At 63.4% G+C, this 21,356-nt stretch carries 17 protein-coding genes; all 17 read left to right on the forward strand.

Translation table 11 applies throughout. The features are described from left to right. Nucleotides 1–35 precede the first annotated feature (35 nt). The 17 genes from KOL99_RS00480 (at nt 36) to gatB (ending at nt 21,317) form a co-directional block, all read left to right on the forward strand. Nucleotides 36–2,006 carry a sensor histidine kinase gene (locus KOL99_RS00480; RefSeq protein ID WP_216508443.1) on the forward strand — a complete coding sequence of 657 codons (1,971 nt, stop codon included), beginning with the start codon at nt 36–38 and terminating at the stop codon, nt 2,004–2,006. 250 nt (nt 2,007–2,256) lie between these two features. Next, on the forward strand, nt 2,257–3,273 hold the full coding sequence (gene recA, locus KOL99_RS00485) for a recombinase RecA (RefSeq protein ID WP_183350278.1): 1,017 nt from the start codon (nt 2,257–2,259) through the stop codon (nt 3,271–3,273). Nucleotides 3,274–3,276: 3 nt separating this feature from the next. Continuing rightward, nucleotides 3,277–4,437, forward strand: coding sequence for a type IV pilus twitching motility protein PilT (locus KOL99_RS00490; protein ID WP_216508445.1), 1,161 nt, complete (start codon nt 3,277–3,279; stop codon nt 4,435–4,437). Continuing rightward, the gene (locus KOL99_RS00495) at nt 4,438–4,899 is read left to right on the forward strand and encodes a regulatory protein RecX (RefSeq protein WP_216508447.1); all 462 of its coding nucleotides are present in this window, start codon (nt 4,438–4,440) and stop codon (nt 4,897–4,899) included. A 57-nt stretch (nt 4,900–4,956) separates the two neighbouring features. Next, complete coding sequence (alaS, locus tag KOL99_RS00500; protein WP_216508449.1) at nt 4,957–7,584, forward strand: alanine--tRNA ligase; 2,628 nt, start codon at nt 4,957–4,959, stop codon at nt 7,582–7,584. Nucleotides 7,585–7,781: 197 nt separating this feature from the next. Continuing rightward, the gene (locus tag KOL99_RS00505; protein WP_216508452.1) at nt 7,782–8,921 is read left to right on the forward strand and encodes a hybrid sensor histidine kinase/response regulator; all 1,140 of its coding nucleotides are present in this window, start codon (nt 7,782–7,784) and stop codon (nt 8,919–8,921) included. A gap of 96 nt (nt 8,922–9,017) precedes the next feature. Next, nucleotides 9,018–9,896 (forward strand): acetylglutamate kinase, encoded by an 879-nt coding sequence (gene argB / locus KOL99_RS00510; protein WP_216508454.1) that lies wholly within the window; start codon nt 9,018–9,020, stop codon nt 9,894–9,896. A gap of 163 nt (nt 9,897–10,059) precedes the next feature. Further along, on the forward strand, nt 10,060–11,253 hold the full coding sequence (locus KOL99_RS00515; RefSeq protein ID WP_216508456.1) for an acetylornithine transaminase: 1,194 nt from the start codon (nt 10,060–10,062) through the stop codon (nt 11,251–11,253). A 135-nt stretch (nt 11,254–11,388) separates the two neighbouring features. Next, on the forward strand, nt 11,389–12,300 hold the full coding sequence (argF, locus tag KOL99_RS00520; protein ID WP_216508458.1) for an ornithine carbamoyltransferase: 912 nt from the start codon (nt 11,389–11,391) through the stop codon (nt 12,298–12,300). A gap of 55 nt (nt 12,301–12,355) precedes the next feature. Continuing rightward, the gene (locus tag KOL99_RS00525; protein WP_216508460.1) at nt 12,356–13,576 is read left to right on the forward strand and encodes an argininosuccinate synthase; all 1,221 of its coding nucleotides are present in this window, start codon (nt 12,356–12,358) and stop codon (nt 13,574–13,576) included. Nucleotides 13,577–13,637: 61 nt separating this feature from the next. Beyond that, nucleotides 13,638–14,075 carry an NUDIX domain-containing protein gene (locus tag KOL99_RS00530; RefSeq protein WP_216509373.1) on the forward strand — a complete coding sequence of 146 codons (438 nt, stop codon included), beginning with the start codon at nt 13,638–13,640 and terminating at the stop codon, nt 14,073–14,075. 270 nt (nt 14,076–14,345) lie between these two features. Next, nucleotides 14,346–15,485 (forward strand): hypothetical protein, encoded by a 1,140-nt coding sequence (locus KOL99_RS00535; protein WP_216508462.1) that lies wholly within the window; start codon nt 14,346–14,348, stop codon nt 15,483–15,485. A gap of 134 nt (nt 15,486–15,619) precedes the next feature. Then, on the forward strand, nt 15,620–16,996 hold the full coding sequence (gene argH, locus KOL99_RS00540; protein ID WP_216508463.1) for an argininosuccinate lyase: 1,377 nt from the start codon (nt 15,620–15,622) through the stop codon (nt 16,994–16,996). Beyond that, nucleotides 16,997–17,767 carry an LPS translocon maturation chaperone LptM gene (gene lptM, locus KOL99_RS00545; protein ID WP_216508465.1) on the forward strand — a complete coding sequence of 257 codons (771 nt, stop codon included), beginning with the start codon at nt 16,997–16,999 and terminating at the stop codon, nt 17,765–17,767. A 90-nt stretch (nt 17,768–17,857) separates the two neighbouring features. Then, entirely contained in the window at nt 17,858–18,145 is a 288-nt protein-coding gene (gatC, locus tag KOL99_RS00550; RefSeq protein ID WP_216508467.1) for an Asp-tRNA(Asn)/Glu-tRNA(Gln) amidotransferase subunit GatC, read from the forward strand. A gap of 132 nt (nt 18,146–18,277) precedes the next feature. Then, nucleotides 18,278–19,735, forward strand: a complete 1,458-nt coding sequence (gene gatA, locus KOL99_RS00555; protein WP_216508469.1) for an Asp-tRNA(Asn)/Glu-tRNA(Gln) amidotransferase subunit GatA — start codon at nt 18,278–18,280, stop codon at nt 19,733–19,735. Nucleotides 19,736–19,877: 142 nt separating this feature from the next. Then, on the forward strand, nt 19,878–21,317 hold the full coding sequence (gene gatB, locus KOL99_RS00560) for an Asp-tRNA(Asn)/Glu-tRNA(Gln) amidotransferase subunit GatB (RefSeq protein WP_216508471.1): 1,440 nt from the start codon (nt 19,878–19,880) through the stop codon (nt 21,315–21,317). Nucleotides 21,318–21,356: the final 39 nt, after the last annotated feature.

Below are 21,356 nucleotides of genomic sequence, written 5' to 3' on the forward strand. Positions count from 1 at the left end.
GCCATAACAACAAAGCTGGTACAGGGGAAACGACCTTGCACTTCGCGCCGCTGTTACTGATAGTCGCCTGCGAGCTGCTGCTCCTTCTGATCGAGCAGTACACGCCGCTGCCCGGCTGGCTGCACTTCGCGGTATCCGTCTCGCTGGCGACCGTGCTTTTGTGCTTCGTCGCGCTCTTCAAGCAGCGCGAGGCCACCGTGGTGAGCGGCCTGCGCCGCGAGATCGGGGAGATGCAGCAGGAGGCGGCCAGGAGCGCGCGCCGCTACAAGAGCCTCCTGGAGGGTGCCGGCAACGCCATCTTCATCTTCAACGTGGAAACGGCCGAGCTCGAGGAGGAGAACCGGCTGGGACGCGAGCTTTTCGGCTTCAGCAAGGAGGAGCTCGGCACCATGGCGGTGCGCGACCTGCTCGACCCCTGCGAGCAGGACCGTCTCCGGGGCTTTCTGTACCAGCTGGTGCGGCAGGGCGAAGCCGACTGGGACGAGGTGCGGCTGGTCCGAAAGGACGGCTCCCCCTTCCTGGGCGAGATCAACGCCCGGCTCATCGACCTCGGCGACGGACAGGTGGCGCATTGCCTGTTGCGCGACATCACGGAGAAGCGGCGCACCGAGCGGGAGATCTGGCAGAGAAACCGCGAGCTCTCCATCCTCAACAACATGCTGACCGGCATGAACCAGGGGACCGAGCTGAAGACGGTGCCCGAAGCGACGCTGCTGGAGCTGATGGAACTGTTCCGGGCCGAAGGCGGCACCCTGCACCTCTCCACCCCCGAGACCCCCTCCCCCACCCTGTGCGCCTCCAGGCACGCGTCACCCGAACTGGCGCAGGTGCTCGGGGAGAGCCTGAACAACCCGGACGGCTTCGGCGAGGTCCGCATCGTGCCGCTTGGGGATGCCGGCGCAGGATGGGGGAGCCTCACCTCGATCCCGATCTGTTCTCAGGAGCGCCTGACCGGGGTGATCCACCTCATCCACCGCGAGTCCCACAGCTACGCCCCCGAGGAGTTGCGCTTCCTGGAGACGGTCGGCAGGCAGATGGGGAGCATCATCGACCAGATCCGGCTCTTCACCGAGCTCACGTGGAAGAGCGAGGAACTGCTGCGCTCGCACCGGCTCCTTGAGAAGAGCAGCCACAACCTCTCCGTTTCCGAAAGCAAACTGAAGCAGAACCTGGCCCTGGTGGAGCGGGCGCACCTGGAGCAGGTCCGGCTGGACCGGATGAAGAACCAGTTCCTGGGCATGGTCTCGCACGAGTTCAACACGCCGCTCACCAGCATCATCTCCGGCGTCGACCACCTGCTGCAGCAGGGGTGGAGTTCGCAGGAGGACGCCTGCCAGGTACTGGAGATGGTGCGCGACGGCGGGCTCAGGTTGAAGGCGCTGGTCGCCGACCTGTTGAAGCTGATCCGGCTGGAGTCGCGCCGGGAAGGCCTGGAGACCTCCGCCATCCACCTGAGGATGCTGCTCGAGAACCTCCTGGACCAGCTCCAGCCCCTGTTCGAGGAGCGCAGCCAGGTGGTGACGCTGCGCGACCTGGACCACCTCCCCTTTTTCCAGGGGGACTGCGGCTACCTGGAGCGGGTCTTCTACGAGCTCCTTTTGAACGCCATCCGCTTCAGCCCCGAAGGGGGCGAGATCGTGGTCAACGGCCGGGTGGTCGAGCGGGAGGACCTGCACCAGCGCGCCCACACGCTGCAGCGCTTCAACCCCGATTTCCTCAGGCGCTGCGGCGAGCGCTGCTACCTGGAAGTGGAGGTGCGCGACTGCGGCATCGGCATTCCGCTACACGAACAGCAGGGGATCTTCGAGATCTTCTACGAGGTGGGGGAGATCAGGCACCACTCCAGCGGCAGGCGCCAGGGAAAGGGCGCGGGTCTCGGGCTCGCCATCGTGAAGGGGATGGTCGAGGCGCACGGCGGCATGGTCTGGGTGGAAAGCAACGACGGCAGTTCCTTCTTCCTGGTGCTGCCGCTCGAGCAGGAGCTGATCCAGCCGGCGCTTTTCTAGAACACGTTCTAGGTTCTACGTTCCATGTTCTACGTTAACTGCTTTGGGCGGCGGTGCCGAAAAAAGGGCGACCGCGCCGGCGGGCAAGTCGTTTTTTGAGGTTTTAACGTAGAACTTAGAACATAGAACCTAGAACTGATGCTTTCGGTCGCCTTTGCATTTGCCTTTGCGGTTTTAATTGTGTTATGTGTGATTGGTTCCGGAACCAGACCCAAAACAGCGCCTGACAAGGCTAAGGAGATATAAAACGATGCTCGACAAGGAAAAAGCGGAAAAGGCCCTCGACCTGGCCATGAGCCAGATCGAGAAACAGTTCGGCAAAGGGGCCATCATGAGGCTGGGCAACGAGGAGGCGCTCCCCGACGTGGCGGCGATCCCGACCGGCTCCCTCTCCCTGGACCTTGCCCTTGGGGTCGGGGGCGTCCCCCGCGGCCGCGTCATCGAGATCTTCGGACCGGAATCCTCCGGTAAAACCACCCTCGCCCTGCACGTGATCGCCGAGGCCCAGAAACTGGGCGGCATCGCCGCCTTCGTCGACGCCGAGCACGCCCTCGACATCGGCTACGCGAGGAAACTTGGCGTCAAGACCGACGACCTCCTGGTCTCCCAGCCGGACACCGGCGAGCAGGCACTCGAGATCGCGGAAACCCTGGTCCGTTCCGGCGCCATCGACGTCCTCGTGGTCGACTCCGTCGCCGCCCTGGTCCCCAAAGCGGAGATCGAGGGTGACATGGGCGACTCCCACATGGGCCTGCAGGCGCGCCTGATGTCCCAGGCCCTCAGGAAACTGACCGGCATCATTTCCAAGTCCAACTGCTGCGTCATCTTCATCAACCAGATCAGGATGAAGATCGGCGTCATGTTCGGCAACCCGGAAACCACCACCGGCGGCAACGCGCTCAAGTTCTACGCCTCGGTGCGCATGGATATCAGGAAGATCGCGGCCCTGAAGCAGGGCAACGACATGATCGGCTCCCGGACCCGCGTCAAGGTGGTCAAGAACAAGGTGGCGCCGCCGTTCAAGGAAGTGGAATTCGACATCCTCTACGGCGAGGGTATCTCCAAGGAAGGGGACGTCCTCGACCTGGCCGTCGAGCGCAACGTGGTCGAGAAGAGCGGCGCCTGGTTCTCCTACGGCAAGGAGCGCATCGGCCAGGGACGCGAAAACTCCCGGCTGTTCCTCAAGGAGCACCCGGAGATCACCGAAGAGATCAGGGCAAAACTCACCGCTCCAGAACAAGACGCCCAAGCACCCGGCGCAGCCTAAACCATGCAACTGAACGAGATCCTCGGCGTAGCCATGAAGGCGAAGGGGTCCGACATCCACCTGAAGGCGGGGCTTCCCCCCATCGTCAGGATAGACGGCTCCCTGCGTGCCATCCCCAACGCGGACCGGCTCTCAAGCGAGGCGGTCCGGAACATGGCTTTCTCCATCATGAACGACCGCCAGAAGCGGATCTTCGATGAGAATTACGAAGTCGACCTCTCCTACGGGGTCCCCGGCCTGGGGCGCTTCCGTGTCAACGCCTTCGCCCAGCGCGGCACGGTGGCGATGGTGTTGCGCGCGATTCCCATCGCCATCCCGACCCTTGAGACGCTGAACCTCCCGCCGGTATTGAAGAAGCTCGCCCTGGAGCAGCGCGGCCTGATCCTCGTCACCGGGACCACCGGTTCCGGCAAGTCGACCACGCTCGCCTCCATCATCGACTACATTAACGAGCACCGGACCTGCAACATCATCACCATCGAGGACCCGGTCGAGTACCTGCACAAGGACAAGAAGAGCCTGATCAGCCAGCGCGAAGTCGGCTTCGACACGCTCACCTTCGGCAAGGCGCTCACCTCGGCGCTGCGCCAGGACCCCGACGTCATCCTGGTGGGCGAGATGCGCGATTACGAGACCATCGAGACCGCGCTCACCGCCGCCGAGACCGGACACCTGGTGCTCTCCACCCTGCATACCCTGGACGCCGCCGAGACGGTGAACAGGGTCATCTCGGTCTTCCCCCCCTTCCACCAGAGGCAGGTAAGGATGCAGCTGGCCGGCATCCTGAGGGGCGTCATCTCGCAACGCCTGGTGCCCCGCATCGACGGCAAGGGACGCGTTCCCGCGGTCGAGGTCATGATCGGCACGGCGCGCATCAGGGACTGCATCGACGACAAAGAGAAGACCAAGCAGATCCCGGAGGCCATCGCCCAGGGACACACCACCTACGGCATGCAGACCTTCGACCAGTCGCTCATGCAGCTTCTGAGCAGGAAACTGATCACCTACGATGAGGCCCTGCGCCAGTCCAGCAATCCCGACGACTTCGCCCTCAAGGTCTCCGGCATCTCCTCCACCTCGGATTCGAGCTGGGACAACTTCACCGAGGACGCGGAAGCACCGGCCAAGGACGGCGGCGGGGAGCTGGTCATCGAGAAGTACTAGGTGCAGCGCGGAACAGCCCTGGAGTGCTCCCTGCGGGTGCTCACCCTGCGCGACCACTCCGAGGGGGAACTGCGGAAGAAGCTTGCCGGCAAGGGGTACGAAGAGGGCGAGATCGAGGCGGCGGTCGGGCGGATGAAGGAACTTGGCTACCTCGACGACCTGCGCTTCGCCCGCAGTTTCGCCTCCTCGGCGCTCAGAAACGGCAAGGGGGTCGGGCCACGGCTGAAGCTGGAACTCTCCCGCCGCGGCGTGGCCGGGTCCATCGTGGGCCAGGTGCTTGAGGAGTTGGCCCACGAGTACAGCGAGTCTGACCTCCTGGCGCAGTTGATGGAGCGCCGTTACCCCGGCTTCGATGCCGCCACGGCTTCCGACAAGGACAAGCGGCGCATCGTCGGGTACCTGCAGAGGAAGGGGTTCTCGCTGTCCGCCATCTTCAAGGAGCTGAAGGCACACGAGGATTAGCTTCCCACAACGCACAACCGTTTCAGGTTCAGATATTCCATTTACTGAGGTTTTTTTATGACAGGCAAAGAGATCCGGGCGCAGTTCTTCAACTTCTTTCAGAAAAAGGGTCACACCCTGGTGGAGAGCTCGAACCTCATCCCGAAGAACGACCCCACCCTCTTGTTCACCAACGCGGGTATGAACCAGTTCAAGGACGTGTTCCTGGGCCTTGAGAAGCGCGACTACATCCGTGCCGTCTCCTCGCAGAAATGCGTGCGCGCCGGCGGCAAGCACAACGACCTCGAGAACGTCGGGCGCACCGCGCGCCACCACACCTTCTTCGAGATGCTCGGCAACTTCTCCTTCGGCGACTACTTCAAGAAGGAAGCGATCGCCTACGCCTGGGAATTCCTCACCGTCGAGCTCGGCCTCTCCAAGGACCGCCTCTACGTCACGGTCTACAACGACGACGACGAAGCCGCCGACATCTGGCACAACCAGGAAGGGGTGCCGCGCGAGCGGATCTACCGTTTCGGCGAGAAGGACAACTTCTGGGCCATGGGCGACACCGGCCCCTGCGGCCCCTGCTCCGAGATCTTCTGGGACAACGGCCCCGGCACCGGTTGCGGCTCGCCTGACTGCGCCGTCGGCTGCGACTGCGACCGCTACATGGAGATCTGGAACAACGTCTTCATGCAGTTCAACCGCGACAAGGACGGCACCCTGACCCCGCTCCCGAAACCGTCGGTCGACACCGGCATGGGCCTCGAGCGCATCTCCGCCGTCATGCAGGGAGTCACCTCCAACTACGACACCGACCTGATCCAGGGGATCATCCGCCACATCGAGGCGATCAGCGGCAAGAAGTACCGCGCCGACGAGAAGGACGACGTCTCCATGCGCGTCATCGCCGACCATTCCCGCGCCACCACTTTCCTGATCTGCGACGGCGTGCTCCCCTCCAACGAGGGGCGCGGCTACGTGCTCAGGCGCATCATGCGCCGCGCCGCCCGCCACGCCAAGATGCTGGGCGTTTCCGAGCCGATGCTCTACCGCGTGGTCGACGCCGTCAACATGATGATGGGCGATGCCTACCCGGAGCTGCTCGAGCGCGAGCACTACGTGAAAAAGGTGATCAAGGCCGAGGAGGAGCGCTTCATCGAGACCCTCGACCGCGGCCTCGCCATCCTCAACGAGGAGACCGCCGCCCTGAAAGCCAAGGGTGAGACGGTGCTCTCGGGCGAAGTGATCTTCAAGCTCTACGACACCTTCGGCTTCCCGGTCGACTTGACCGCCGACATCGTCGAGGCGGAAGGGCTCACCCTCGACGAGGACGGCTTCGCCCTCTGCATGGAGAAGCAGCGCGTCAAAGCCAGGGAGAACTGGAAAGGCTCCGGCGAGCAGGGCCTTGCCGCCATCTACAAGGAGCTGCACGGCTCCGGCATCACCAGCGAGTTCGTGGGGTACGCCGAGCAGACCGCCTACTCCACCGTGAGCGCCATCGTCAAGGCGGGCGTCCTGGTCGAAGAGGCCAACGCCGGGGACGAGGTCGAAATCGTCACCGCCAAGACCCCCTTCTACGGCGAGTCCGGCGGCCAGGCCGGCGACACCGGCACCATCTCCACCGGCTCGGCCCACGTCGAGGTTGAGAGCACCAGCCGCCCCTTCACCGATCTCATCGTGCATCGCGGCAAGGTGGTATCGGGCAACATCCGTAACGGCGAGGCAGTCGACCTGAAGGTCGCCTCGGCGAACCGCTGCGCGACCGCCAGGAACCACACCGCCACCCACCTCCTGCAGGCGGCGCTGCGCGAGGTGCTGGGCGACCACGTCAAGCAGGCCGGCTCCCTGGTCACCCCGGACCGTCTGCGCTTCGACTTCACCCACTTCAGCCCGATGACCGCCGAGGAGATCCGCAGGGTCGAGATCCTGGTCAACGGCCACATCATGGCCAACGACGCCGTCGACGCCCGCGAGATGCCGGCCGCCGAGGCCCTCGCCGCGGGCGCCACCGCCCTCTTCGGCGAGAAGTACGGCGACGTGGTGCGGGTGGTGCGCGTGGGCGACGTTTCTTCGGAGCTGTGCGGCGGCACCCACGTGCACGGCGCCGGCGAAATCGGCTTCTTCAAGATCATCTCCGAGGCGGGCATCGCCGCAGGTGTCAGGCGTATCGAGGCCCAGACCGGGCACGGCGCCCTGGCCGTGGTGCACCAGATGGAAGACGAGCAGAGAAGCATCGCGACCCTGTTGAAGGCCGAAGGGGTCAGCACGCTGGACCGCGTCGAGAAACTCTTGGCCGGCCAGCGCGAACTGCAGAAGGAACTCGACGCGCTGCAGGCGAAACTGAACGCCTCCAAGTCCGCCGACCTGATCCAGCAGGTGCGCGAGCAAAACGGCATCAAGATCCTGGCGGTGAAGGTGGACGGCGACGCCAAGGGGCTGCGCGAGCTCTCCGACACCCTGAAGGAGCGCATCGGTTCCGGCATCATCGTGCTGGGCGCCGGCGACGCCGCCAAGGCGAACCTCCTGGTGGCGGTCACTTCCGACCTCACCTCGCGCTGGAAGGCGGGCGACATCATCAAGGCGATCGCGCCGATCGTCGGCGGCAACGGCGGCGGCAAGCCGGAGCTGGCCCAGGCCGGCGGCACCAAGCCGGAGAACCTCGCCGAGGCGCTCGAGGCGGTGTACCGCATCGTAGGGTAGGGCAAAAACTTCCTCCCTCCCGGCCTCCCCCCTCCGGGGGGAGGAGCTCTGGGAACCGCCTCCGAAGCCCCCTCCCCAGAGAGGGTGGAGGGATGAGCACCCCGTGTCCCCTCCCCCGGAGGGGGAGGGTTAGGGAGGGGGAAGAAGTTAGCTCAACTTGCAACAGGCAGATATTTCAGCACAACCGGGACATGCCTATGCTCGAACTGACCGCCGATTACACCCAGGAACTCCTGCAGGACAGGGAGAAGAAGACCATCCTCATCGTCGATGACGAAGGGGTGATCCGCGACCTGTGCAAGCGGGTGCTCAACGATTACCACATCGTCGAGGCTGGGGACGGGCAGGAGGCGTACGAGATCTTCCTGCGCGGCGGCATCGACGTCATCCTCACCGACGTGATGATGCCCCGGATGGACGGCATCGAACTCCTGAAAAAACTGAAGGAACGCGAGCCGACCATGGTGGTCATCATCATGACCGGCTTCGCCGACAAGGACCTGATCCTGAAGGCGTTGAAGGCCGACGCCGACGACTTCATCACCAAGCCGCTCAACCTTCTGCAATTGAAAAGCGCCATCAGCAAGGCGCTCGTGAAAAAGGCGCTCAAGGAGGAGATCGCCAACCTCAGGAACCTGGACCGCTTCAAGACGGTCTTCCTGTCGCTCATCTCCCACAAGTTCCGCACCCCCATCACCTCCATTTCCCTGTTCCTGCAAAACCTCGCCGCGGGGATCATCGACCCGTCCGACGAGGGGGCCAAGGACCACATCAAGCTGATCTACAACGAGGCGTGCTACCTGGGCAACCTGGTCAGCGACCTGCTCACCTTCTCCTCGGTCATGGACAGCGGCGCCGGCCTGCACCTGGAGCCGTGCACCCTCAACCTGCTGCTGCCCAAACTTCTGCAGGAGGCCCAGGAGGTGGCCGACCGTCCCGGCGTCACCACCCATATCACCCAGGACACGGTGCCGGAACTGCTGCTGGACCGCGACAAGGTGAGCTTCGCCGTGCGCCAGGTAATCGACAACGCCATCAAGTTCTCCAAGGAGACCGGCGTGGTCTGCGTCACGCTGCGAAACCTGGAGAACCAGTGCGAGATCATCGTCCAGGACAACGGCATCGGCATCTCGCCCGAGCAGCTCCCCAAGCTGTTCGAGAAGTTCTACCAGGTCGACGCCGAGCATACCGGGCAGGTGCGCGGCTTCGGGCTCGGCCTGTTCTACGTGCGCGAGTTCATCCGGATGCACGGCGGCACCGTCAGCATCGACAGCGAGGAAAACGTCGGCACCCGCGTCGTCATCACACTCCCCAACAAAGCCAGCCAAAGCCCCTGATAACTCTGGGCTTCATCCCTCTTTGAAGTTGATTATTTCCCCCTATCTGCTATATTACGTCTTTCTATGCCCTAATTAACGCTATAAGAGGCACTTATGCAGCATCTCATAGAAAAAGCCAGCACTCTCATGGAGGCCCTTCCCTATATCAGACGCTTCTCGGGGAAGACCATCGTCATCAAGTACGGCGGGCACGCCATGGCGGATGAGAAGCTGAGAAAGTCATTCGCCCTCGACATCATCCTGCTCAAGTACATCGGCATCAACACCGTGGTAGTGCACGGCGGCGGTCCCCAGATCAACGAGACACTGAAGCGTTACGGCATAGTGTCAGAGTTCGTGAAAGGGATGCGTGTCACCGACGCGGAAACCATGGGCGTGGTCGAGATGGTGCTGACCGGCCAGGTGAACCGCGAGGTGGTCGGCTACATCAACCAGCATGGCGGCCGCGCGGCCGGTCTTTCCGGCAAGGACGGGAGTCTCTTGCTCTGCGAGAAGCTGCTCCAGGAAGTGCGACGAGAGGACGGTGGGGTCGAGATGGTCGACATCGGCTTTGTGGGCGACGTCGTCGAAGTGAACCCCGCCATTTTGCAGGCATTGGAGAAGGGTGGCTTCATCCCGGTGATCGCGCCGGTGGGGGTGGGACGTGACGGGCAGAGCTACAACATCAACGCGGACGTGGTGGCCGGCAAGGTAGCCGCCGCCCTGGGCGCGGAGAAGCTGATCCTCCTGACCGACGTCTCCGGCGTCAAGGACAAGCAGGGGGAGCTTCTTTCCAGCATCCCGCTGGCCGACGTCCCCGCGTTGATCGACAACGGCACCGTCACCGGCGGCATGATCCCGAAAGTGACCTGCTGCACCGACGCGCTCGCCGCGGGCGTGAAGAAGGCGCACATCGTGGACGGCCGCATCGAGCACGCCATCCTTCTGGAGATCTTCACCAACGTCGGGATAGGGACGGAGATACAGGCGTAAAAGCAGTTCTACGTTCTACGTTCTACGTTCTACGTTGACGGCGTCGTGGCGCCGGCGGTGGAGGTATTGGGACATTAGATTCAGTGACTGCCTGTTCGGTTCCGTTTCAGGGTTCTAACGTAGAACCGAGAACGTAGAACGTAGAACGGCTTCTGGAGGTTTTATGAATTCATCTGCCTGGATAGAAAAGGCTGACAAATACATCATGAAGACGTACGGGCGCTACCCGCTGGTACCGGTGAAGGGCGAGGGATGCTACCTCTGGGACGCGGACGGCAAACGCTACCTCGACTTCCTGGCCGGCGTCGCCGTCAACAACCTGGGGCACTGCCACCCGAAGGTCACCGCCGCACTTGCCAAGCAGGCGGCGGAACTGATCCACTGCTCGAACTACTACCACATCCCGACGCAGATCGAACTGGCCGAACTCTTGTGCAACCTCTCCTTCGCCAACAAGGCTTTCTTCTGCAACTCCGGCGCCGAGGCGAACGAGGCCGCCATCAAGCTGGCCAGGAAGTACAGCCGCGAGAAGTACGGGCTCGACCGCTACGAGATCATCACCGCCATCTCCTCCTTCCACGGCCGCACCATGGCCACGGTCTCGGCCACCGGCCAGGAGAAGGTGCAGAAGTTCTTCGATCCGCTCCTGCACGGCTTCCGCCACATCCCCTTCAACGACGCCCAGGCGCTCAGGGAGGCCATCGGCCCCGGCACCTGCGCCGTGATGCTCGAGCCGATCCAGGGCGAGGGGGGCGTGGTGGTTCCCGACGCCGCCTACTTCCAGGAAGTGCGCAAGATCTGCGACGAGAACAACCTGATCCTCATCTTCGACGAGGTCCAGGTGGGGATGGGACGCACCGGCAAGATGTTCGCCCACGAGCACTTCGGCATCACCCCGGACATCATGACCCTCGCCAAGGCGCTGGCCGGCGGGGCCCCGATCGGGACCATGCTCGCCACCGACAAGCTGGCGGAATCCTTCACCCCGGGCACCCACGGTTCCACCTTCGGCGGCAATCCGCTGGTGACCGCGGCAGCGGTTGCCACCGTGCGCGCCATCCAGGAAGAAGGGATCCTGAACCACACCGAGGAGATCGGCGAGTACCTGATGGGCGAACTGGAGGCGCTGGGCAAGAAGTTCCCGAGCCTGATCACCGAGGTGCGCGGCATCGGCCTCATGATCGGCGTGGAGCTCGCCATCCCCGGTGCAGGCATCGTCAAGATCGCGCTCTCCCGCGGGCTCCTCTTGAACTGCGCCCAGGAAAAGGTGCTCCGTTTCGTCCCGCCGCTCATCGTCGGGAAGAAAGAGGTGGACGAGATGATCGCCACACTCGCGGAGATTTTGCAGGAGCTGTAGGCGCTGCGCCCTGCGCCGTCCCCCCTCCCCGCCCCTCCCCCTCCGGGGGCGGGAGACGCTGCGGGAAGGGAATCAAAGTTAGCATCTTTACCGGCGCGGCCGGCACTATCACACAAAGAAGCGAGAACCAGCGATATGAAAAAAGACTTCCTGGCGCTGAGCCAGTTCACCAAAGCCGAACTGGACGCCATGTTTGCCCTGTGCAAGGACCTCAAAGCAAAGACCAAGAACCGCGAGGAGCACCACATCCTCAAGGGGAAGACGCTGGCCATGATCTTCGAAAAGTCCTCGACCCGCACCAGGATATCTTTCGAGGTCGGCATGTACCAGCTGGGGGGGCATCCGCTCTTCATCTCCAGCAAGGACTCGCAGATGGGTCGCGGCGAGCCGATCAAGGACACCGCCCGCGTCATGGCGCGCTACTGCGACGGCGTCATGATCCGCACCTTCGCCCAGGAGACCGTGGAAGAGTTCGCGAAATACGCCTCGATCCCGGTCATCAACGGCCTCACCGACCTGCACCACCCCTGCCAGATCATGGCCGACGTGTTCACCGTCATCGAGCACAAGGGTAGCTACGACGGGCTCAAGTTCGCCTGGATCGGCGACGGCAACAACATGGCCAACTCCTGGATCGAGGCCGCCGCCATCTTCGGCTTCGACCTGACGCTCGCCTGCCCGGAAGGGTACGACCCGAACCCGCAGGTGCTGGCTTGGGCCAAGGAGCACGGTTGCTCCAAGATCGTGATCACCCGCGACCCGAAGGAAGCCGCCAAGGACGCCGACGTCCTGAACACCGACGTCTGGGCCAGCATGGGGCAGGAAGAGGAGCAGAAGATCCGCGAGAAGGCCTTCGCCGGTTACCAGCTGAACGAGGAACTGCTCGATCTCGCCAAGGGGAACGCCATGGTGCTGCACTGCCTGCCGGCGCACCGCGGCGAGGAGATCAGCGACGGCGTCATCGAGGGGCCTCACTCCGCCGTCTGGGACGAAGCCGAGAACCGCCTGCACGTGCAGAAGGCCATCATGGCCACACTGATGAAATAATCCGACCGGCCGCCCTTCGGGACGGTCAGAGCGATCAACGACCAAAGGAGAACCCATGGCAAAGAAAGAAGTGAAAAAGATCGTCCTCGCCTACTCGGGCGGGCTTGACACCTCCATCATCCTCAAGTGGCTCAAAAACGAGTACGGCTGCGAGGTGGTGACGTTCTCCGCAGACCTCGGCCAGGGCGACGAGCTCGAGCCGGTGCGCGAGAAGGCATTCAAGACCGGCGCCGACAAGGTGTACATCGACGACCTGCGCGAAGAGTTCGTGCGCGACTTCGTGTACCCGATGTTCCGCGCCAACGCGATCTACGAGGGCTCCTACCTCCTGGGCACCTCCATCGCGCGCCCGCTGATCGCCAAGCGCCAGATGGAAATCGCCAAGATCGAGGGGTGCGACGCCGTCTCCCACGGCGCCACCGGCAAGGGGAACGACCAGGTCCGCTTCGAGCTGGCCTACTACCACTTCAACCCGGCCATCACCGTGGTCGCCCCGTGGAGGGAGTGGAAGCTCAACTCCCGCCAGGCGCTGATCAACTACGCCAAGCGCAACGACATCCCGATCCCGATCACCAAGAAGCGCCCCTGGTCTTCCGACCGCAACCTTTTGCACATCTCCTTCGAAGGGGGCATCCTGGAGGATACCTGGCTCGAGCCGCCCGAGAACATGTTCGTGCTCACCAAGGCTCCGGAGAAGGCGCCCAACAAGCCGCAGTACATCGAGATCGAGTTCGAGAAGGGTAACGCGGTCGCCGTCGACGGCGTGCGCATGACCCCGGCGCAGCTGCTCGCGCACCTGAACACCATCGGCGGCGAGCACGGCATCGGCCGCGTCGACCTCCTCGAGAACCGTTCGGTCGGCATGAAGTCCCGCGGCGTGTACGAGACCCCGGGCGGCACCATCCTGCGCGAGGCGCACATGGCGGTCGAGCAGATCACCATGGACCGCGAAGTCATGCACCTGCGTGACTCCCTGATCCCGCGCTACGCCGAGATGATCTACAACGGCTACTGGTTCTCCCCGGAGCGCGAGATGATGCAGTGCATGATCGACGACTCCCAGAAGACCGTGAACGGCGTGGCGCGCCTGAAGCTCTACAAAGGGCACGTGCGCACCGTTGGTAGGAAGTCCGAGAGCGACTCCCTGTTCAACCTCGACTTCGCGACCTTCGAGAAGGACCAGGTCTACAACCAGGCGGACGCCGAAGGCTTCATCAAGCTGAACTCGCTGAGGCTCAGGATCCGTTCCCTGATGATGGCCAACAAGAACAAGTAGTTGAGCTGGCAGTAAAGGAGGGTCATAGGGGCACGAGGCTTTCGTGCCCCTATCCGCTTATATGGAGCAAAACGGTTTCAAGGCCAGCCACATAGTGACCTCCGTGGTCGCCGTCATCATCGACGGTGATGGCCGGGTGCTCCTCACCAAGAGAAACATCCCTCCCTTCCAGGGGGAGTGGGTGATGCCGGGGGGGAAGATCGACCTCGGCGAACCGATCGTGGCGGCGCTCAAGCGCGAGGTCTGGGAAGAGGTGGGCCTCGAGGTGGAAGTGGGCGACCTCATCGACGTCTTCGAGCACGTGACGCCGGGTGAGGCCAACTACCACTTCATCATCATCTACTACCGCTGCACGCCGCTTTACTGCGACGTGAACCACAACAAGGACGAAGTGGCCGAGGCCCGCTGGGTCGAGCCGGACGAGTTGCCCAGCTACAAGATGCCCGCCGGCGCCCGCTTTATCCTGAGCAAGATCTTTACGTCAATTGACAATGGATAATTGACAATTGACAACGGCTGGTGACTGATACGGCGTCGCAAAACCTTTTATTTAACGCAAAGCCGCAAAGGCGCAGAGAAACAAACCGATAAACCAAAAGCGGTCAATTTAACGCAAAGGCGCAAGGGGGAAAGCCGCCCAATTCGCCTTCACGTTTTTCCTGATGTTCTTAGCGCCTCTGCGCCTTTGCGTTAACTAGTTGTTTTGATGTGCAGTCCGCTGTTCATTGTCAATTGTGCATTGTCCATCGTCAATCGGGGTTCCCTGCCCATGGTCAAGATCGTCGAGAAACATGTCCAGCTCGATTTCCCTCTGGGTCATCACCTGCACTGCCTCATCGCGCAGATCCCGAACCGGCTGCAGCGCCGCGAGCACCTGTTCTCGCCGGTCAACCCGGAAGAGCAGTGGCACATGGTGCGCAGCGTCCTGGACCTGGTTGCCGACGGCGCGGGGAACCTGAAGCGGCTGCATTTCCTGATGTTCCCGGAAACGTCGGTCCCGGTCTCCCGCTTCGACGACCTGCTCGACGTGATCTCGGAGCGCTTCCGTGCCAACACGGTGACCATGTTCGGCATGGAACAGATCACGCTGGAGCAGTACCGGGCGCTGCTGACCCGCTTCCAGGACGACAACGCCGAAGCGCTGGAGTGCGTGGAGCGCGACATCGACTCCGGCGACATCCTCGGCATGCCGGTCAACTGGTGCTGCATCGCCATCAAGGAAAGCAGCGGGCGCCTGCGGGTCTTTCTGGAGGCCAAGACGCATCCCTTCCGCGGCGAGGAGTTCCTGGACAAGGACCACGACCTGTACCGCGGTCGCCACTTCTACCTGTTCCGCGGCGAGCCGGCCTGCTTCAACTTCATGACGATCATCTGCCTTGATTACCTCTACCGGGACCTCTACTCCTCCAACATCAAGCAGATCATCGATCACGCCGACCGGCTCTTCTTCACCATGCGGCAGTCGCTGGACGCCCTCTTCGTGATCCAGTGCAACCCAAAGCCCGAGCACAGCGCCTACCGCGACGTCTTGACCGGCTTCTACGGGGAGCACCTGGAGGACACCCCGGGGGTGCGCGAGACGGTGACCGTCTTCGGCAACTGCTCCGACGAGAGCGAGATCGAGGGGGTACGCTGCGAGGGTTGCTACGGCGTCTCCTTCGTGGCCATCAGCGCGCGCCACAAGATGTCTCCAGTCCAGGAGCGGGAGTTTTCCAGCGACGACTTCGGCGGCGCGCCGGTATGCCGCTTGAGGTTCGGCACCGGGACCAGGCTTTTCTACTTCAACCTGCCGCTCTACCACGAGCTCGACCCGAGGAGTTCACGGATGCCGTTGAAGGTGCACACGGTGCTGCGCTGGACCGATAGCGGCTGGATCAAGGCGGGCGGCGAGACGGAGCTAGGACTTTAGTAGCGAAGAATTTAGCTCCCTCCCCCGGAGGGGGAGGGGTGGGGAGGGGGACGCTGGAATGCCCCCCTCCCGTCCTCCCCCCTCCGGGGGGAGGAGTGATGAAATCACCATTGAACGTAGGGAGATCGAAAAACATGTCCAAAGACAAACTGTGGGGTGGCCGCTTCACCCAGCCCACCGACAAGTTCGTAGAAGAGTTCACCGCCTCCATCAACTTCGACAAGCGCCTGTACCACCAGGACATCCGCGGCTCCATCGCCCACGCCACCATGCTGGGCAAACAGGGGATCATCCCGATGAAGGACGTCGAGGAGATCGTGCACGGCCTGCGGGAGATCCTGGACAAGATCGAGGCGGGCGAATTCGACTTCTCGGTCTCCCTGGAAGACATCCACATGAACATCGAGGCGCGCCTCTCCGAGAAGATCGGCGACGCCGGCAAGAGGCTCCACACCGGCCGCTCCAGGAACGACCAGGTGGCGCTGGACATCCGCCTCTACCTCCGGGACGAACTGGTGGAGATCTCCGCCTACATCGACCTGTTGATCGACGCGCTCATCTACCAGGCGGAGCAGAACCTGGGCGTCATCATGCCGGGCTTCACCCACCTGCAGACCGCGCAGCCGATCCTCTTCTCGCACCACATGATGGCCTACCACGAGATGCTCAAGCGCGACAAGGGGCGCATGGAGGATTGCCTGAAGCGCACCAACGTGCTGCCGCTGGGCGCCGGCGCGCTGGCCGGAACCACTTTCCCCATCGACCGCGAGTACGTGGCCGAACTGCTCGACTTCCCCGAGGTGACCAGGAACTCGCTCGACTCGGTCTCCGACCGCGACTTCGCCATCGAGTTCTGCGCCGCCTCCTCGATCCTGATGATGCACCTCTCCCGCTTCGCCGAGGAGCTGATCCTCTGGTCCACCAGCGAGTTCAAGTTCGTCGACCTCTCCGACTCCTTCTGCACCGGCTCCTCGATCATGCCGCAGAAGAAGAACCCCGACGTCCCGGAACTGGTGCGCGGCAAGACCGGCCGGGTCTACGGCAACCTCATGGCGCTGCTCACCCTGATGAAGTCGCTCCCCCTGGCCTACAACAAGGACATGCAGGAGGACAAGGAGCCGCTGTTCGACACCATCGACACGGTGAAAGGGTCGCTCAAGATATTCGCGGACATGGTGCGCGAGATGAAGGTGAACGAGGCGCGCATGAAAATCGCTGCGGCCGCCGGCTTCTCCACCGCGACCGACGTGGCCGATTACCTGGTCCGGAAGGGGATCCCGTTCCGCGACGCCCACGAGATCGTCGGCAAGGCGGTGCGCTACTGCATCGAGAACGAGATGGACATCCCGGAACTGTCGCTGGCCGAGTGGCAGATCTTCTCCAACCGCATCGAGGATGACATCTTCGGCTCCATCACCCTGGAGGCTTCCGTCAACGCACGCCGCGCGACCGGCGGCACCGCGCTGGAGCGGGTCAAGGCAGAGATCGCCCGCGCCAAGGAAGGGCGTTAAGTGGCGGCCGCGCGTCGATTCCTGCCGGCCCTGTTCCTGGCCGCCGCGCTCTCGCTGCTTTCCGGCTGCGGCAAGAAAGGCGCGCTGATCCCCCCCGAGGCGCTGGTGCCGGCACCGATCGGCACGCTGGCCGTGGCGCAGAAGGGGGCCGAGTTCCAGGTGAGCTGGACCGGACCGGGCAAGCAGGAAAAGGGGGGCAAGCTTGAGGATCTTTCCGGCTTCCTGCTTTTCCGGCGCAACGTGCTCCCTCCCGGAGAGGACTGCGAGGAGTGCCCGAACGCCTACAGGCAGCTGGCGCTGGTCGATCTCGATCTCCCCGAAGGGGCGCGCCAGGTCGGGAGCCTCTGGATCTACGACGACTTCGACCTGAGAAAGGGGCAGGCCTACCAGTACAAGGTGCGCTCCTTCACGCGGAAAGGCGCGCAGAGCAAGGACTCCAACAAGGTGCGGCGCACGGCGGTTACCCCTCCCCTCCCTCCGGTCTTGGAGGCGGCAGGTTCGCCCAACGAGGTGACGCTGAACTTCGTCGCGCTCCCTCCGGAGCAGGGGACGGCTGCCGGGTACAACGTGTACCGGAGCAAGAAGGGTGAGCCGATGCCGCTCACCCCGCTCAACAAGGCGCCGCTGACCGGCAACAGCTACCAGGACAAGGAAGTGATCCTCGGGCTGACCTACGACTACGCAGTGACCAGCGTTGCCACCGTTGACGGCCAGACCGTCGAGAGCGCGCCCTCCAACGTCGCCGAAGCCGGGCTGGTGCTTCCGGATTAGGTCCCGTTGCCTTTTCAGCCCTTTCATGATAATAACCGGGAACATCTTTTAACATCACGACGCCCCGCCAGGGGCGCATTTGGAGCAGGTATGAAGATCACGAGAAGTGAGGTGGAGCACGTAGCCAGGCTCGCGCGGCTGGAGCTTACCGACAGCGAGCTGGACACCTTCACCGGACAGATGGACGGCATCCTCGCCTACGTGGAGAAGCTGAACGCACTGGACACCGAGGGGATCGTACCGACCTCGCATGCGGTACCGATGGAAAACGCCTTCCGCCCCGACCAACCCGCCGAATCCATCGGCGTGGAAGCCGCCCTCGCCAACGCGCCCTTGCGCGCCGAGAGCTTTTTCAGGGTGCCCAAGGTCATAGAATAGCAACCGAGCATCTCCCAACTGTTCCCTCCCCCGGAGGGGGAGGGTCAGGGAGGGGGCATCGCTTTTCAAAGACTTCCCCCACCCCGGCCCTCCCCCTCCGGGGGAGGGAGTTATCACCGATCGGAGTATTTAATGGAAATTTACGACCTTACCATACACGAGCTGCACGAGAAGCTTAAGGCGAAGGAGGTCTCCTCGGTCGAGGCGACCCGCGCCATGCTGGAGCGCATCGAGGCGGTGGACGGCCAGGTGAACGCCTACATCACCGTCACCCCGGAGCAGGCGCTCGTCGAGGCGGAAGCGGCCGACAAGCGCATCGCCGCCGGCGACGTGGCGCCCTTGACCGGCATCCCGGTCGGGCTCAAGGACATCTTCATCACCAAGGGCATCCGCACCACCTGCGGTTCCCGCATCCTGGAAAACTTCGTCCCCCCCTACGACGGCACCGCGGTCGCCAAGCTGAAGGAACAGGGCGCGGTCATCGTGGGCAAGCTGAACCAGGACGAGTTCGCCATGGGAAGCTCCAACGAGTCCTCCTACTTCGGGCCGGTGAAGAACCCGTGGAACCTCGAGTGCACCCCGGGCGGTTCCTCCGGCGGTTCCGCCGCCGCCATCGCCGCGCGCACCGCGACCGCGACCCTGGGCACCGACACCGGCGGCTCCATCCGCCAGCCCGCTTCGCACTGCTCCTGCGTGGGCCTAAAACCCACCTACGGCAGGGTCTCCCGCTACGGCGTCATCGCCTACGCCTCGTCGCTGGACCAGGTCGGGCCGCTCACCCGCGACGTAACCGACGCGGCGCTTCTTCTGGGTGCGGTCGCCGGGTATGACCCCAAGGACTCCACCTCGGTCAACACGCCGGTCCCCGACTACGTCGCCGGTCTCCAGGCGGGGGTCAAGGGGCTGAAGATCGGTCTTCCCAAGCAGTACTTCATCGAGGGTCTCGACCCGGACGTGAAGCGCGCCATGGACGAGGCCATCGCCCTGTACAAGAGCCTGGGCGCCGAACTGCGCGAAGTGAGCCTGCCGCACACCGAGTACGCCGTCGCCACCTACTACCTGATCGCCACCGCGGAGGCCTCCTCCAACCTGGCCCGTTACGACGGCGTCCGTTTCGGGCACCGTGCCGAGGATGTCCGGGGGCTCAAGGAGATGTTCGCCAAGACCCGCGCCGAAGGCTTCGGGTCCGAGGTGAAGAGAAGGATCATGCTCGGCACCTATGCCCTTTCCTCCGGCTACTACGACGCCTACTACGTCAAGGCCCAGAAGGTCAGGACCCTGATCATGCAGGACTTCCTGAACGCCTTCAACGAGGTGGACGTGCTCTTGACCCCGATCGCGCCGACGCCCCCCTTCAAGATCGGGGAGAAGCTGGCCGACCCGCTGCAGATGTACCTGTCCGACATCTTCACCATTCCGGTGAACCTGGCCGGGACCTGCGGCATCAGCATCCCCGCCGGATTCAGCGCCGACGGTCTTCCCATCGGCCTGCAGCTGATCGGCAAGCCCTTCGGTGAAGCCGCCATCCTCTCCACCGCCTATGCGTTCGAGAAGGAGACCCAGTGGCACCTGAAGAAGGCGCCGCTGTAACCTTTTCCCCCTCCCCTGCCCTCCCCCTCCGGGGGAGGGAGTAGCAACTCCCATGTCGGACGATGGTCCACTCCTCCCCCTGGAGGGGGGAGGTCGGGAGGGGGGAAGCATTACCGAGAAAAATAACTCGTCGGAGCTATCTATGAAATATCAGGTTGTCATCGGGCTTGAGGTGCACACCCAGCTCACCACCAACACCAAGATCTTCTGCGGCTGCTCGACCCGCTTCGGCGCGGAGCCGAACTCCCAGACCTGCCCGGTCTGCCTCGGCTTCCCCGGCGCGCTCCCGGTCCTCAACAAGCAGGTGGTGGAAAACGCGATCCTCGCGGGACTCGCCACCAACTGCTCCATCACGCAGCGAAACGTGTTCGCCCGCAAGAACTACTTCTACCCGGACCTCCCCAAGGGGTACCAGATCAGCCAGTTCGACCTCCCCATCTGCCAGCACGGCCACCTGGACATCGAGGTGGACGGCGAAACGAAGCGGATCGGCATCACCCGCATCCACATGGAGGAGGACGCCGGCAAGCTGGTGCACGCCGACATCCCGGGAGTGGACGATTCCTGCGTCGACCTGAACCGCGCCTGCACGCCGCTTCTGGAGATCGTCTCCGAGCCGGACATGCGCTCGCCGGACGAGGCCATCGCCTACCTGAAGAAGCTGCACCAGATCGTCATGTACCTGGGCATCTGCGACGGCAACCTCGAGGAGGGGAGCTTCCGCTGCGACGCCAACGTCTCGCTGATGCCGGTCGGCTCGACCGTCTTCGGCACCCGCGCGGAGCTTAAGAACATCAACTCCTTCAAGTTCATCAAGCAGGCCATCGAGTACGAGATCGAGCGCCAGGCCGAGATCCTCGACGACGGCGGCAAGGTGATCCAGGAAACCCGCCTCTTCGACCCGAACACCGGCACCACCCGCTCCATGCGCGGCAAGGAAGAGGCGCACGACTACCGCTACTTCCCGGACCCGGACCTGGTTCCGGTCCTGATTCCGGACCAGTGGATCGAGGACGTGCGCGCCACCCTCCCCGAACTGCCGGAGGCGAAGCGCGCCCGCTACGTCGCGGAACTGGGCCTTCCCGAGTACGATGCCGAGGTGCTGGTGTCGAGCCGCGAGCTGGCCGCCTACTACGAGGAGACCGTCGCCCTGTTCCCGCAGGCGAAGACGGTGTCGAACTGGGTCATGGGCGAGGTTTCCCGCGCGCTCAACGAGGACAACAACCGCTCCATCACCGACTGCCCGGTGACGCCGCCCCTCTTGGCCGACCTCTTGAAGCTGATGGAGAAAGGAACCATCTCCGGCAAGATCGCCAAGACCGTGTTCGACGAGATGTACAAGACCGGGAAGGCGCCGGAGAAGATCGTCGAGGAGAAGGGCCTCGTGCAGGTTTCCGACACCGGTGCCATCGAGGCGATGGTCGACGAAGTATTAAAGAACAACCCGGCCCAGGTCGAGCAGTACCGGGGCGGCAAGGAAACCGTCTTCGGCTTCTTCGTCGGCCAGGTCATGCGCGCCTCCAAAGGCAAGGCCAACCCCGCATTGGTAAACGAGCTGCTCCTGAAAAAGCTCCAGTCCTAAAGGCTGGAATTAACGCAAAGACGCAAAGTCGCAGAGAAA

The sequence above is a fragment of the Geomonas azotofigens genome (assembly GCF_018919395.1).
GTDB classification, from domain to species: Bacteria; Desulfobacterota; Desulfuromonadia; order Geobacterales; family Geobacteraceae; genus Geomonas; species Geomonas azotofigens.